This window comes from Acidovorax sp. Root267 (assembly GCF_001429215.1).
GTDB classification, from domain to species: domain Bacteria; phylum Pseudomonadota; class Gammaproteobacteria; order Burkholderiales; family Burkholderiaceae_C; genus Acidovorax; species Acidovorax radicis.
This window is the reverse complement of record NZ_LMJC01000001.1, coordinates 894,636-908,584: the sequence shown is the minus strand read 5'-3', so window position 1 is coordinate 908,584 and position 13,949 is coordinate 894,636. Positions and strand designations below refer to the sequence as shown.

The window sequence follows — 13,949 nt, the reverse complement described above, 5'->3', positions numbered from 1 at the left end:
GAGTCACTTCACGAACTGGTTGAGTTGGATGATGGGCAGCAGCACGGCCAGCACGATCAGCATCACGATCATGCCCATGCCGACGATGAGCAAAGGCTCCAGGATGGTGGCCAGCGCCATGGCGCGGCGCTGCACCTCGGTGGAAAGCTGCCGGGCGGCGCGCTGCAGCATCACCGGCAACTGCCCGGTTTGCTCGCCCAGGCGCGCAAACATCGACAGCAGGCCGGGGAAGCGCTTTTTCTGCGCCAGCGCCGAGGCCAGGGGCGCGCCTTCGCGCACCAGCACCAGCGCCTCCAGCGCGTCGGCGCGCAGTGCGCGGTTGTTCAGTGTTTCGGCGGCGGCCTGCAGGGCCTTGAGGATGGGCACGCCCGCACCTGCCAGCATGGCCAAGGTGCCCGCAAAACGCGCTGCGTTGTAGCCGCGCGCCAGCTTGCCCACCAGCGGCAGGTTGAGCCAGGCGGCATCGAATTTTTCGCGAATGTGGCCAATGGTGAGCGCCCAGCGTGTGCCGAAAGCTATCAAAACGAAAGCAATCAGCATCATCAAACCATAGCTGCGCACAAAAGCGCTGATGCCCAGCATGGCCACCGTCAGGAAAGGCAGCGCCCGCTTGGTGCCTGCAAACACGCTGGCCACCTGGGGCACCACGTAGCCCACAAGGAACAGCACGATCACGATGGCCACGATGGTCACGATGGCGGGATAAAGCGCAGCGCCCACCAGCTTGGCCTTGAGCGCCTGGCGTTCTTCGAGGTCGTCGGCCAGACGCTCCAGCACCAGGCCCAGATTGCCGCTGTGCTCGCCCGCGCCGATCACGGCGCAGTAGATGTCGGAAAACTCGCGCGGGTGCTGCGACAGGGCGCGCGCAAACGTGGCCCCCGCATTGACCTCGGCACGCAGCGCGGCGACCAGATGGCGCTGGCGTTCGTCGTCAGATTCTTCGGAAAGCGCTGTGAGGGCGCGTTCCAGCGGGAGGCCAGACGACACGAGCCCGGCAATCTGCCGCGTCCAGATCGACAGGGCCGTTGCGCTGAACACAGGCCGGGTGAACAGGCGCTGGCCGAGGCTGGCCGAGCGGCCATCCAGCGACTGGCCGGTCTGCACCAGCTCCACGGCCAGCGGCACCAGCGCCTGGGCCCGCAGCAGGCTGCGCGCGGCCTTGGCGGTGTCGGCCTCCATGAGGCCCTTGCGGGTCTGGCCCTGGGCGTCCAGGGCTTCAAAGGAAAAAGCGGGCATGCGGGCGTGGGCGGTAAGGCGTGGGCGTCAGGGAATCAGACAACGGCGGGTGGGGGCAAAACTGCCCTGCAGTCCGTGATGGTAGCCGCTACCCGAGGGCACTTGCCGCGCGGTGGGTCCCTCTGTCAGCGGCGTGACCCAGGTCAAGGTGCCGGTATGCCGGGCGCGCAGAATGAAAACGGATCTGTGGCATCGGGTTGCAGGTGTTCTGAAGGAACCAGGAGTCTTTCATGCTGAAGAACAAGGTGGCGTTGGTCACGGGGGCATCGTCGGGCATTGGGCGTGCCATTGCGCTCGTGTGGGCGCGCGAAGGCGCCAAGGTGGTGGTGTCGGATGTGAACGTGCAGGCGGGCGAAGAAACGGCTGCGCTGGTGCGTGCAGCGGGTGGCGACGCCATTTTTGTGGCGGCCGACGTGGGCAAGCCTGAGGACTGCGAAACGCTGGTCAACCGTACTGTTGCCCACTACGGCCGTCTGGACGTTGCCTGCAACAACGCTGGCATCGGCGGCCCGCAGGCAGCCACTGCCGACTACCCGCTGGAGGGCTGGGCGCAGGTCATCAACATCAACCTGTCGGGCGTGTTCTACGGCATGAAGTACCAGATCGCGGCCATGCTCAAGAACGGTGGCGGCGCCATCATCAATATGGCGTCCATCCTGGGCTCCGTGGGGTTTGCCACCGCGCCGGCCTACACGGCCGCCAAACACGGTGTGGTGGGGTTGACCAAGGCGGCAGCCCTTGAATACAGCAGCCATGGCGTGCGCATCAATGCTGTCGGGCCCGCTTTTATCCACACGCCGATGATCAGCGGGCTGGAGCAGGATGCGGGCATCCATGCCATGCTGGTGGGCGCACACCCCATCGGCCGCCTGGGGCTGCCCGAAGAGGTGGCCGAGCTGGTGGCTTGGCTGGCGTCCGGCAGGGCTTCGTTTGTGACCGGGGCTTATTACCCGGTGGATGGCGGATATCTGGCGCGGTGAAGCGCCGGTTCGGTGTCTGGTCCGTCCACCACGGATGGCGGCAAATGGCGGTATGGCGCTGGCGTGTCTCGGGGCGGAATGCTTCCCGTGGGCTCGGATGTGGCGCGGGCGAGACGGGTCGCCGTGGTATGCAATCTAGGCCTGTGCCACTTGCGGTGCCTGCGCTTAAGATGCTCCAGTTAGGGTTGCTGCCATGGCGCCGGCCCCAGTATTGACTCACTAAGGAGAAAAACGTGAACAAGACGACTGCCCTGGGAGGGGTTTTTGCCGCTTTGGTGTTATCTGCGTGTGGCGGAGGCGGAGATGACGTGGTGGCGCCCCCGGCCAAACCTCCCGCAACCGTGGTCACGGGCGTGGAAGGCCTGTGGACCGGGGCGACCACCGACCCACTCAATGTGCAGGGTGTGGTGCTGGAGAATGGTGAAAGCTGGAGCATTCTGACCGACACGGTCGGAACCGTGGTGGGTATGTCGCTGGGTACCGTCCAGACAGCGGGCCCAGATGTCGTCTCTGGCAGCGGGCGTTTTCTCAATGTGGTCGATGAGGCAAACGTTGCCAACCGGAAGACGGAGCCTGTCAGCTACACCGGCAAATACGCGGTGCGGGACTCGGTGCAAGTCACGGCTTCCAATGGCGTGAAGTTCTCAGGCACCTATGGCGTGCTCTATGAACAGCCTGCTGTCGTGAGCGAGTTGCTGGGTAATTTCACGGGAACGGGCATTGGCAACCAGGTCAGGGAGCCCCTGATATCCGTCGCCATCACCACGGGCGGATTGGTGTCAATTCCTTCCTACCCAGGCTGCTCGGTGCGTGGGACCGTGGTGCCACGCGCCAGCGGCCGGAATGTGTTTGATCTGCCACTGACCTTCAGTGGGACCAGCTGCCCGGTGGGCGATGGTGTGGTCATCCAGAACGTCGTTCTTTACAACGACACGACCCAAGCGATCGTGATCATGGGTCAGAGCGCTAGCAAGGCGCAGACCTTCTTCTACACAGGGCAGAAAACCTAAGTCCTCACGGTCTTTGGTGGCGGTGCTCCCACGCTTCGGCGTGGGCCTGCGCCGCGATGTCCAGTGAGCGCAGGCGCAGCGCCGGGTCGTGCACATCGCTCACCAGCATGAGTTCATCGGCCCCGGTGGCTTCGCTGAGTCGCTCCAGGCCGGTGCGCACCGTGTCTGGACCCCCAATGACAGCGGCGGCCAAGAAGTCGCCAATCGCGGCGCGCTCCTGCGGCTGCAGGTGCGCCGCATAGTTTTCGATGGGCGGCAGCAGGCGGCGGCGGTCGCCCGTCAAAATGCCCAGCACCCGCTGGTAGGTGCTGCTGGCCAGAAACTCCGCTTCTTCGTCCGTGGGCGCTGCAATCAGCGGCACCCCGATCGCCACATAGGGCTTGGGCCAGGCGGCGGACGGGCGGTACAGGTTGCGGTACAGGTCGATGGCCTGGTGCAGCAGACGCGGCGCAAAGTGCGAGGCAAAGGCATAGGGCAGGCCGCGCTCCGCCGCCAGCTGCGCAGAGAACAGGCTGGAGCCCAACAACCAGATGGGCACGTTGGTGCCCGCGCCGGGCATGGCGATCAGGCGCTGGTTGGGTTCGGCGGGTGCCAGCAGGCGCTGCAACTCGGCCACATCCTGCGGAAAGTCGTCGGCTGTTTCCACCCGGCTGCGTCGCAGTGCGCGCATGGTGGTGGGGTCGGTGCCAGGAGCGCGGCCCAGGCCCAGGTCGATGCGGCCGGGGTACAGCTCGGCCAGCGTGCCAAAGGCCTCGGCCACTATCAGCGGCGCGTGATTGGGCAGCATCACGCCGCCCGAGCCCACGCGGATGCGCGAGGTGCCGCCTGCAATGTGGCCCACCAGCACGGCGGTGGCCGAGCTGGCAATACCCGCCATGTTGTGGTGCTCTGCCAGCCAGTAACGGACAAAACCCAGCTTTTCAGCGTGTTGCGCGGTGCGCAGGGCAATCTGCAGCGCGTCGGCCACGGTACCGCCCTCTCGGACGGCGACAAGGTCGAGCATGGACAGGGCGGGGCGGGTGGCGTTGGACATCATCTGCGCATTGTCCGGCGGCCGCCACATCAATGCTGGCTGCCGGCGCAGAGCTGGCAGGAACAGAAGGGTTGCCTTGCGCAGTTTTTACCAGTGGGTGATTTTTTGGTAGCCAAAATGGCGCCGCACCCACAGAATGTTTCAAGGCACTTCCGGCGGGACCATTTCCGGTGCTGCGGGCGGGGCGCCTTCACAGGGACCAAGCATGGGTTTTTTCAGCCGTTTGTTCAAGATCCGGGAGCAAGACCCCACCAGCCCCGACACGACCTGGGCCATGGAAGACAACGGCAGCGAGCTGGTGCTGGACGCAGAGTACGCCTCCATGCTCATGACCGAGATCGACATCGATGCGGCCATCGCCAGCCACGAGCGCTGGCGCCTGCAACTGCAGGACATGGTCAATGGCCGCTCGCAGGAGGTGATGCGGCCCGAGCGCATCTGCCAGGACGACCGCTGCGACCTGGGCCGGTGGCTCTATGGCACGGGGCGCGTGCGGCTGGGGCATTTCCCGGCGTTCGACATGCTGGTGGCCCGGCACAAATACTTTCACCAGCAGGCGGCCGATGTGGTGACCGCGTTCCAGGCGGGCGAGCAGCAAAAGTCTGTGCAATTGCTCAACAGCAGCTGCCGCCATGCGTCCAACCAGGTGCTGCTGCTGCTCAAGGAACTCAAGCGGGGCCTGGGGCGCTGACACCCTGGAGTGTTGCCGGCGTGCGCAGACAGGGGCGGTGCCCACCCTGCCATCGCGTGCTGGATAAGCTCACTTTTTAATAGCGAAAAATGTTCTTCAGCTAAGCGCTAGAGCCATTTCCACGTCAAATTCTGCGGTGGTTTCCGCCACCACGCCTGCGCCAGGCCTTGCCGCCTCGGTCCACTCGCCAGCATCGGCACACAGTTCTTACATCTGAAGACACGGCCGCCCGTGAGAAACGGCACTTGCGTGGCTATCCTTCGGCGCGCGCCAACCATTGCTTGCAGTTGGTTGCGCAAAAACACAATCGATTCAAGACCAATCAAAAAACTGACTGACGTCAGAGAGGGAACCCCGATGGACCGCCGTAAATTGTTGACGCTCGTGACCCTGGCTTCCGGCGTGAGCGCCGTATCGCCCGTGTGGGCGCAGTTTGACCTGGGCAAGATGCTGGACGCGGGCAAGGACCTCGCCAAGTCCGAAAGCCTGTCGGACGAGGAACTCAAGAGCACGTTCGACCAGATGTCCGCCGAGATGGACCGCCAGAACAAGGTGGCCCCCGCAGGCAACCCCTACGCCACCCGCCTCACCAAACTCACCTCGGGCCTGGGCACGTACGACGGTCTCAAGATGAACTTCAAGGTCTACCTCACGCCCGAGATCAACGCCTTCGCCATGGCCAACGGCACCATCCGCGTGTATTCGGGCCTCATGGACAAGTTCACCGACGACGAAGTGCGCTACGTGATCGGCCACGAGATCGGCCACGTCAAGGCAGGCCACACCAAGGCCCGCATCCAGACAGCCCTGCGCACCAGCGCGCTGCGCAATGCCGTGGCGTCGAGCAACGGCAAGGCCGGTGCCATCGCCAGCTCGCAGCTGGGTGACCTGTTCGAGAAAGTGGTGCGCGCCCAGCACTCGCAAAGCAATGAGCGCGAGGCCGATGACTACGCCATGGGCTTCATGAAAGCCAAGCGCTACCAGCCCGCCGCCTGTGTCACGGCCCTGGAAAAGCTCGCCGCCATGTCGAGCGGAGATTCCACCAGCTTCCTGTCCACGCATCCTTCGCCCAAGGAGCGTGCTGATCGGCTGAAGACGCAGGTCGCCTGACCCTTCGCTGCTGCGGAAACCCTGGTGGGGCTGTACCGCGCTTTTGGGCGCGGTATTTTTTTGCCCGGCTTTTGTGCCGTAGGCAGGCCGTGTCCGGGTGAATCAGCCGCCCCGATGCTCCGGGGACGCCTTGGGGGTCAGTAGCTGCGCCCGCCCTTGTACATCGCATGCTGGCGCCGGTTGAGCGTGGCCGCTTCCCCCAGCCGGCCCATGGCCGCCCCGGCATGTGCGTGGGTGATGGCCATACCCAGGCCGTCGGCGGCGTCGGTGCCCGGCAGGCCGGGCAGGCTGAGCAAGCGGCGCACCATCTCCTGCACCTGGCTCTTGGCGGCGCGGCCGTGGCCGACCACGGCTTTTTTCATCTGCAGCGCGGTGTATTCGGCCACCGGCAGGTTGCTCGCCACCAGGGCCGTGATGCAGGCGCCGCGCGCCTGGCCCAGCAGCAGGGTGGACTGCGGGTTGACATTGACGAACACGATCTCGACCGAGGCCACGTCGGGCTCGTAGCGCGCTGCCACTTCGGTGATGCCGTCGAACAGGATCTTCAGGCGCCCGGGCAGATCGCCCAGCGCCAGCGTGGTGGTGCGGATGGTGCCGCTGGCCACGTAGCTGAGCTTGTGGCCGTACATGTCCACCACGCCAAAGCCGGTGGTCTGCAGGCCGGGGTCGATGCCTAAGATGCGCATTTGCTCATTATTTGATAGCTTTTGGCGCTTATCCATCAAGCGCTAGCGGCCATTTTTGCTTGTAAATTGACTGCCGATCGCCTAGAGACCGAAGTACCAGCGCACCGAATGGAAGAACACCGGCGCCGCAAAACACAGCGCATCCACCCGGTCGAGCAGCCCGCCCGCGCCGGTGACCGACATCCCCTGCATGCCCCAGCTCGTGATGCCACGGTCGCGCTTCAGGGCCTTCATCACCAGGTGCCCCAGGCTGCCCGCCACACAGGCGAGCAGGGCCATGCCCAGCGCCTGGCCGGGCTTGAACGGGGTGATGAAGGTGAGCAGCCCGCCGGCCAGACCCCCGGCCGCCACACCGGCCAGCCAGCTCGTCCACTGAAAACTCTGGCTCACTTGCGGCGCCACGGGCTTGTGGGGGAAGCGCCGCCCCAGCAGGTGCTGCACCAGCATGCAGGTCTGCACCACAAACACCAGGAAGAACACCAGGAATGCGCCCTTGTCGCGGTAGCCCGGAAAGTCCAGCAGCAGCAGCGCGGGCACATGGCTCATGCCATACACGCAGACCATGATGCCCCACTGCAGCTTGGCGTTGCGCTCCAGAAAACGCTGTGGGTCGTTGGCCAGCGCGCTCACCACAGGCAGGGCCAGGAAAACGTAGACGGGGATGAACACCGTGAACAGGTCAAAGTGCTTGCTCCCCACGATCCAGAACTGCAGCGGCAGCACCACGAAGAACGCCAGCACCAGGCTGCGGTGGTCGCCACGCCGCGTGGGCGACAGCGTGATGAACTCGCGCAGCGCAAAGAAACCCACGATGGCAAACAGCACCGTGGCCACCGTATCGCCCAGCACCCAGCCAATCCAGAACACCGTGGCCATGGCCCACGAGGTCTTGAGCAGGCCCCAGAAGCGCTTGGCCTCCAGCACGCGTGCTTCCGCTTCGGGGTCGTCGCTGGCGTGCTCGCGCAGATTGCGCACAAAGGCCCAGACGGTCACCACAGACAGGATGCCAAACATCACCAGGAACAGGGCGCCGATCTGCTGGGTGGCAGTGAGATTGCGGAGGAAGTTGTTCATGTCGTTGCCGCCCGGCCGCCCGAAGGCAAAGACGCTCCCCCCTGGGGGGCAGCGATACGCGAAGCGATGAGCGTGGGGGCTTCTAGTGCGGTTGCCGCCCGGCCGCCCGAAGGCAAAGACGCTCCCCCCTGGGGGGCAGCGAACCGCGAAGCGATGAGCGTGGGGGTCATATCTAAACTTCCCGCAAGGCGATCACGGCGCGGCGTGCGCGGTCCAGGAACGGGCGACGTTCTTCGCCCGCTTCCAGCTGAACAGGCTCCCCAAAGGTCACCGAGCACAGGATGGGCACCGGCACCACTTCGCCCTTGGGCATCACGCGCTGCACGTTGTTGATCCAGGCGGGCACCAGCACCACCTGCGGAAACATCTGCGCCAGCTTGAACAGGCCGGACTTGAACGGCTGTGGCTCGTCGCCATGGCCGCGCGTGCCTTCGGGAAAGATCACGATGGAGTCGCCGCTCTCCAGCGCGCGCACCAGCGGGGCCAGCGGGTCGGACTCGGGCAGGGCGGCGCGCAGCTCCTCGGGGCTGGGCGTGCGGGGCGGGGCTTCGGGCGAGGGGTCGGGGCCTCCGGCCATGGCGGTGTCCGTGCTGGCAGAGGCGACGGCCATCGCGTCCAGCGCACCGGCCGATTCAGCCGCCACGGGCACAGGGGCGCGCACGGGCGTGGCCTGGCGGTCTACATACACGGCGTTGAACACGGCGGTGGTGATCCATTGCCGAAACGGTGTTTTGGTCCAGTAGTCCTTGGCGGCAATGGGCCGGGTGATGCTGCGCAGCTCTTCGGGCAGCGCTGCCCAGATCAGCACCATGTCGGCATGGCTCTGGTGGTTCGCAAAATAAATGCGCTGCTCGGCCTTGGGCGGGCAGCCGTACCAGCGGGCCTGGGAGCCGGTCAGAAACCGCACGATCCCCAGCAGAAGGAAACTCATCAACTTGGCAAGCATGGCGCGGATGATACGTGGCGGTGTGCCCCGTGGCGAAGGGCTGCCGCCGGGCGGCCAAAACCACTACACCCAGATGCGATACGCCCAGAACGCTTCGTCACCGTAAATGCCGTCATACAGCGCCTGCGGGGCGTAGCCGGTGATGCGCCGCGTGACGCGGCACAGGTGTGACTGGTCCGAGAAACCCGCGCCCGCCGCCACATCCGCCCACTTCACCGTGCCGTGGGCGGCGTCGGCTGCGATGGTGTCGAAGAACGCCTGCTCGGCCTTGCCAAAGCCGCGCAGCTCGCGCAGCGGCAGCCCGGCCCAGCGCTTGATGCGGCGCTCCAGCTGGCGCAGGCTGCGGCCTGGGGCCGACACGGCGGCGCGTTGCGCGAGGTGCATGGCCCAGTCGCCATAACGCTGCGCCTGCATTGCTTGCACGGGTCGGCAGGCTTGCCAGCGGGGCTCCAGAAACGCCTCCAGGCACTCCATGCGGGCGGCGTCATCGGGCTGGTGCTGCACGGCCTCGCACATCGTTATCCAGTCGGGCGGCAGCAGGGTTTGCGCGTCCAGCATGCGGTCGGTCAGCGCCTCAGGCTCCAGGCCGGTGAGCTGGTGCAGCGCATCGGGCATGAACATCACCATCATGGCGTGGGTAGGCTCGGCGCAATAGCTGGTGCTGGGCCGGGTGTGCGGGCCGGCCAGCACCCAGCGGCCGGGGATGGGGTCACGCGGACTGTTCAGGTCGGCCATGGTGTCGGGGTGCTCGGGCACCAGGCATTCGCTGCGGCCCTCAAACCACCAGCTCAGGCTGCACAGGGGGGTGGCCGGGAAGCGGTTGATGCGTTGTGCATCACTGAGAACATGGCCAACCGTGCTGCGCACCAGCGTGCCGCGCAGGCATGCCGACAGGCTCGCGCGCGGCAGCCACAGTTGGCCCGAGGGAATCAGCCCCTGTGGATGCCGTGCGGAAGGTGGGACCAAGGTTGCCATGCGCCGCGAGTGTAGGCGAGTTGCGATGTCGAATTCGTTCAATACCCGGCCGCTGTTGCACCGCAACATGCACGCCATGACCCACACCACCACCACCGCCACCCCATCGATGCCAGCGGCACCTTCCCCCTCTGCGCAGACTGCACCAACCCGGGGCCACCAGCCCGGTGGCCCGGCCAGTCGCTGGTGGGGCCTGCCCTTGCTGATGGAGATGCGTGCCGATTACCTCGGTTTTGTCACCCGCCTGCAGCGCGACCATGGCGACCTGACCCGCATGCGCCTGGGCAACGAAGACGCCTGGGATCTTCTGTCGCCCGATCTCGTGCGCGAGGCGCTGGTCACCCACGCGGACCAGCTGATCCGCTGGGAACGCGGCATTGCCGTGTTCGAGCAGGTGTTCGGCCAAAGCGTGCTGGTGACCGAGGGCGAAACCTGGCAGCGCCAGCGCCGCATGCTGATGCCAGCCTTCAGCCCCAAACGCGTGGCGGGCTATGCGCAACTGATGACCGATGCGGCCCGCAGCGCGCTCGACGCGGCCGTGCCCGCAGGCCAGGCCGAAGCCCTGGTGCCCATGGACACACTCTGGACCGATGTGGCCATGGACGTGATCCTGCGCACGCTGTTCAGTGAGTCGGCAAAGGCCGATGCGCGCGATGCCGCCTGGGCCACGCAGACGCTGTCGGAGACGGCGTTCCGGGAAATGTTCATGCCCTTCACGCTGCCCGACTGGCTGCCCCTGCCCGGCAAGGCCGCCAAGCGCCGCGCGCTCAAGGCGCTCAAGGCGCTGGTGCAGCGCCACATCGATGCGCGCAGACGGGAAGAGAATGACCCGGCCGGTGCCCCACCACCGCGCACCGACTTGCTGCACATGCTGCTGGCGTTGCGCGACGAAGGCACTGGSGAGCCGCTGTCGCCGCAGGAAGTGTTCGACCAGTGCATGGTCAGCTTCCAGGCCGGGCACGAGACCAGCGCCACCACGCTGCTGTGGTGGAGCCGCGTGATGGCCGAACATCCCGAGGCCGCGCAGCGCGCGCAGGCCGAGGTGGACAGTGTGCTGCCCCCGGGCCAGACGCCCGGCCCCGAGCACCTGGCCCGGCTGCCCTTTCTGGCAGCCACGCTCAAGGAGGCGCTGCGCCTGTACCCCCCCATCGCCGCGCTGATGACCCGGCGCACCACCGCACCCATCACGCTGGGCGGCGTGGAGGTGCCAAAGGGTGCCATGCTGCGCATCACGCCCTGGGTGCTGCACCGGGATGAACGCTGGTTTTCCCAGGCCGACCAGTTTGTGCCTGAGCGTTTTCTGGACGATGCCCCGGCCATCCCCAAAGGCGCGTGGATACCGTTTGGCTTGGGCCCGCGCGTGTGTATCGGTCAGCACTTTGCGATGCTGGAGATGACGCTGCTGGCGGCCATGCTGCTGCAGCGGTACCGGTTGCGGCTGCCGGAGGGGGCGCCAGCCTGTGCGCCGAAGCTGCATGTGACCTTGCGGCCGGAGGACCCCGTGCGGGTGTGGCTAAAGAAGCGGTAGGCGGGCTACCAGCCTTGCAGCCAGCCTGGTAGCCCGCGGGCGTAGAAAGGAGTCACTCCGTGAATGCTTGCGAAGAAGAACACGGACGATGCCAGGTTGAAGGCGAGGGTTCCAGCTATCCACGGGATGGCTGCCCAGCCCTTTTTGGCCCTGACGCGCAGTGTCATTGCCGCCGCAACGCCGTGCAGAGCGAAGAAGACCGATTGATAGCCCTGCACACGTCCGATGGCTGCGTAAAAGATGAGTTCGTGGATCAGTGCCGACAATCCAAACACCACCAGCGTGGTTCGAACAGGAGTGCGATGTCCACCGAGGGGTTTGAAGAGGTCCTCCCAGAAGAACTGCTGCATGTTGCGGTTGTACCGCCGCCAGAAGTCTGCGGGCGTGCGTGCCGCAAAAGGATGGTCCATGTATTCGCGCGCTACCCCGCCAGACAATCTCCACAGGGCGGTCGATGCGGAAAGCCCGGAGATGATTGCCACCATCAGGGCCGTCACTTTGCTGGCGTGCTCCAGAAGAAATGGCCAATCTTGCCAATCCACACGGAACAGACCGTTCAGGAGCGCAATGCCGATAGCGCAGCCCACCGACCCCCGCACCAGGTGCGAGAGGTTTGTGCGCCCTGGCACTTGGCGCTCCAGTGGCAGACACCGCCGAACCAGAACGAAGGGATTTGCCAGAAAGGCCACGAACTCTTTCCAGGTCGGCGGTGACCTCCGCCGCAGGTCCAGCCAGGCATCGATCACCTTGATGGCCATGAGGGTTGCGGACATGGCAGCGAGGAACCGGGGAAGCGCCTGTCCGGCAGGGATCAGCCAGGGCGACAAGACAATCAGCAGCCAGCCACTTAGCAGCAAGCTCGACTGCGCGCAGATACCCTTACCTCGGTGCGAGAGCAGTGGGAAGCAGGCCATCGCCAAGAGGTAAGGGGCAAGAAATCCAGCGAATAGGTGCTGCATGGTGTCCGGGTTCCTTCGCGGTGCTCTGTCATTCCACTCCCCGTGCCGTGTGGCGCGGCGTTCGCCCTCACGGCAGCTCCGCCCCCCCCATCCGCGCCAGGATGGTCCGCGTCCGCCCCGCCAGATACGCCGACCCCGGCGTCTTCTCAAACCGCTTGGGTGCGGGCAGCATCACCGCCAGGCGCGCAGCTTCGGCGGCGGTGAGGCGCGAGGCGCTTTTGCGGAAGTAATGCTGCGCGGCCGCCTCGGCGCCGAACACGCCTTCGCCCCATTCCACGCTGTTGAGGTAGATCTCCAGGATGCGTTGTTTGCTCAGCAGTTGCTCCAGCAGCAGCGTGAGCACAAATTCCTGCCCCTTGCGCAGCAGGGTGCGTTCGCCCGACAGCAGCAGGTTCTTGGCCAGTTGTTGCGTGATGGTGGAGCCACCCCGGATCTTGGGGGCGCGCACGGGGCGGTCGGGGGCGCGGGACTGGGCCTTGTTGGCCAGGGCTTCGGCCTTGGCGTTGCGCTCCCAGGCTTTTTCGATGGCGTTCCAGTCCACGCCGTCGTGGCTCACAAAACCATCGTCTTCCGAGGCGATGACGGCGCGCTTGAGCGGGTCCGAGATGCTGGCGTAGGGCACCCACTGCTGGCGCCAGGGGACGCTGCCCTTGGTGGTGAGCAGTGTCCAGGCCTCAGAGCGCTGAAAGCTGGTGGATTCGGGGTCGATGACCACCATGGCCGCAATGCGGACCACGAAGAACAGCTGCAGCGCTACGAAGGCGAGCACCACCAGTCCCAGCCAGCGCAGCACGGCTCTCATTGCGGTGTGTCTCCCCGTGTTCGGTGTTGTTATCTAGATGGCCTGCTGCATTTCCTGCAGCACCTGCGCCGATGGCGGGCGCACGCCGCGCCACAGCAAGAATGCTTCGGCGGCCTGCTCCACCAGCATGCCCAGGCCGTCACGCGGAATGGCGCCGTGGCGCCGGGCCCAGTCCAGAAAACCCTGGGCGGCAGGGCCGTACATCATGTCGTAGGCCAGGCAGCCCGGGCGCAGCACGTGGGCGGGCACCGGCACTTCGGCACCGGCCAGGCTGCTGGCCGTGGCGTTGATGATGACATCAAAATTGGCATCTAGTGCTTGTGGGGCAAGCGCTAGTAGCTCTGATTTTTGTAGCGATGCCAGTGCGCTGTGCGAATGCACCAGGGCCTGCGCCTTGGCCAGTGTGCGGTTGGCCACGGTGACGTGGCGGGCACCGGCCAGCAGCAGCGGGCCCAGCACGCCCGCTGCGGCGCCACCGGCGCCCACCAGCAGCACATCACGCCCCGCCAGGGAGACACCCGCGTTGCGCGTGATGTCGGCCACCAGGCCCAGGCCGTCGGTGTTGTCGGCATAGATGCTGCCGTCGGCGCGGAAGGTGAGGGTGTTGGCCGCACCGGCCAGCTGCACGCGTTCGCTGCATTCGGTGGCCAGACCGGGTGCCTCGGTCTTGAAAGGCACGGTGACATTGCAGCCGCGCCCGCCCTGGGCCGCGAAGTCGCGCACGCCCTGCGCAAAACCATCCATGGGCACCATGCGGCGCTCGTAGGCGATGTGCTCACCCGTGAGCTGGGCAAAGCGGGCGTGGATGGCAGGCGAGCGGCTGTGCGCCACCGGGTTGCCCATCACGCAGTACAGGTCGGGGGCGAGAGGCGAAGAGGTCATGGGAACAACAAGGGCTGCATGCAGGGAGCGGGGTCAG

Annotated in this window: 14 protein-coding genes; 5 read left to right on the top strand and 9 right to left on the bottom strand. The window is 65.9% G+C overall.

Going from position 1 to position 13,949, the window contains the following annotated elements; all coding sequences use genetic code 11:
* Positions 1-3: 3 nt before the first annotated feature.
* Complete coding sequence (gene gspF, locus ASE39_RS04000) at positions 4-1,236, bottom strand: type II secretion system inner membrane protein GspF (protein ID WP_010466493.1); 1,233 nt, start codon at positions 1,234-1,236, stop codon at positions 4-6.
* Between the two features lie 230 nt (positions 1,237-1,466).
* Here gspF and ASE39_RS03995 point away from each other — a divergent pair, with 230 nt between their 5' ends.
* On the top strand, positions 1,467-2,216 hold the full coding sequence (locus tag ASE39_RS03995; RefSeq protein ID WP_057270231.1) for an SDR family oxidoreductase: 750 nt from the start codon (positions 1,467-1,469) through the stop codon (positions 2,214-2,216).
* Between the two features lie 233 nt (positions 2,217-2,449).
* A complete protein-coding gene (locus tag ASE39_RS03990) occupies positions 2,450-3,226 on the top strand; it encodes a hypothetical protein (RefSeq protein WP_140426215.1) in 777 nt (258 codons plus the stop codon).
* 4 nt (positions 3,227-3,230) lie between these two features.
* Here ASE39_RS03990 and ASE39_RS03985 read toward each other — a convergent pair whose 3' ends face one another.
* Positions 3,231-4,262, bottom strand: coding sequence for an LLM class flavin-dependent oxidoreductase (locus ASE39_RS03985; RefSeq protein WP_057227174.1), 1,032 nt, complete (start codon positions 4,260-4,262; stop codon positions 3,231-3,233).
* 202 nt (positions 4,263-4,464) lie between these two features.
* Between ASE39_RS03985 and ASE39_RS03980 the strand changes: the two genes are divergently transcribed.
* Together ASE39_RS03980 and ASE39_RS03975 are read left to right on the top strand one after the other, a co-directional pair.
* On the top strand, positions 4,465-4,950 hold the full coding sequence (locus ASE39_RS03980; RefSeq protein ID WP_010466485.1) for a CZB domain-containing protein: 486 nt from the start codon (positions 4,465-4,467) through the stop codon (positions 4,948-4,950).
* A gap of 357 nt (positions 4,951-5,307) precedes the next feature.
* Positions 5,308-6,060 carry a M48 family metallopeptidase gene (locus ASE39_RS03975; protein WP_029414342.1) on the top strand — a complete coding sequence of 251 codons (753 nt, stop codon included), beginning with the start codon at positions 5,308-5,310 and terminating at the stop codon, positions 6,058-6,060.
* A gap of 137 nt (positions 6,061-6,197) precedes the next feature.
* On the opposite strand, the gene ruvC is transcribed toward ASE39_RS03975, so the two are convergent.
* From ruvC to ASE39_RS03955, 4 genes are all read right to left on the bottom strand, one after another.
* Positions 6,198-6,746: a crossover junction endodeoxyribonuclease RuvC gene (gene ruvC, locus ASE39_RS03970; RefSeq protein ID WP_057270230.1), complete on the bottom strand. Its 549-nt coding sequence runs from the start codon at positions 6,744-6,746 to the stop codon at positions 6,198-6,200.
* Between the two features lie 81 nt (positions 6,747-6,827).
* A complete protein-coding gene (locus ASE39_RS03965; protein ID WP_057270229.1) occupies positions 6,828-7,820 on the bottom strand; it encodes a phosphatidate cytidylyltransferase in 993 nt (330 codons plus the stop codon).
* Between the two features lie 172 nt (positions 7,821-7,992).
* Positions 7,993-8,766 (bottom strand): lysophospholipid acyltransferase family protein, encoded by a 774-nt coding sequence (locus ASE39_RS03960; RefSeq protein WP_057270228.1) that lies wholly within the window; start codon positions 8,764-8,766, stop codon positions 7,993-7,995.
* A gap of 63 nt (positions 8,767-8,829) precedes the next feature.
* On the bottom strand, positions 8,830-9,741 hold the full coding sequence (locus ASE39_RS03955) for a helix-turn-helix domain-containing protein (protein ID WP_242421353.1): 912 nt from the start codon (positions 9,739-9,741) through the stop codon (positions 8,830-8,832).
* 76 nt (positions 9,742-9,817) lie between these two features.
* Here ASE39_RS03955 and ASE39_RS03950 point away from each other — a divergent pair, with 76 nt between their 5' ends.
* Entirely contained in the window at positions 9,818-11,269 is a 1,452-nt protein-coding gene (locus ASE39_RS03950) for a cytochrome P450 (protein ID WP_242421352.1), read from the top strand.
* Between the two features lie 5 nt (positions 11,270-11,274).
* On the opposite strand, the gene ASE39_RS03945 is transcribed toward ASE39_RS03950, so the two are convergent.
* The 3 genes from ASE39_RS03945 to aroE all read right to left on the bottom strand — a co-directional run bounded on the left by ASE39_RS03945 (position 11,275) and on the right by aroE (position 13,912).
* The gene (locus ASE39_RS03945) at positions 11,275-12,228 is read right to left on the bottom strand and encodes an MBOAT family O-acyltransferase (protein WP_082615313.1); all 954 of its coding nucleotides are present in this window, start codon (positions 12,226-12,228) and stop codon (positions 11,275-11,277) included.
* A 67-nt stretch (positions 12,229-12,295) separates the two neighbouring features.
* Positions 12,296-13,030 carry a monofunctional biosynthetic peptidoglycan transglycosylase gene (gene mtgA, locus ASE39_RS03940; protein WP_029414341.1) on the bottom strand — a complete coding sequence of 245 codons (735 nt, stop codon included), beginning with the start codon at positions 13,028-13,030 and terminating at the stop codon, positions 12,296-12,298.
* Positions 13,031-13,063: 33 nt separating this feature from the next.
* A complete protein-coding gene (aroE, locus tag ASE39_RS03935) occupies positions 13,064-13,912 on the bottom strand; it encodes a shikimate dehydrogenase (protein WP_057270226.1) in 849 nt (282 codons plus the stop codon).
* Positions 13,913-13,949: the final 37 nt, after the last annotated feature.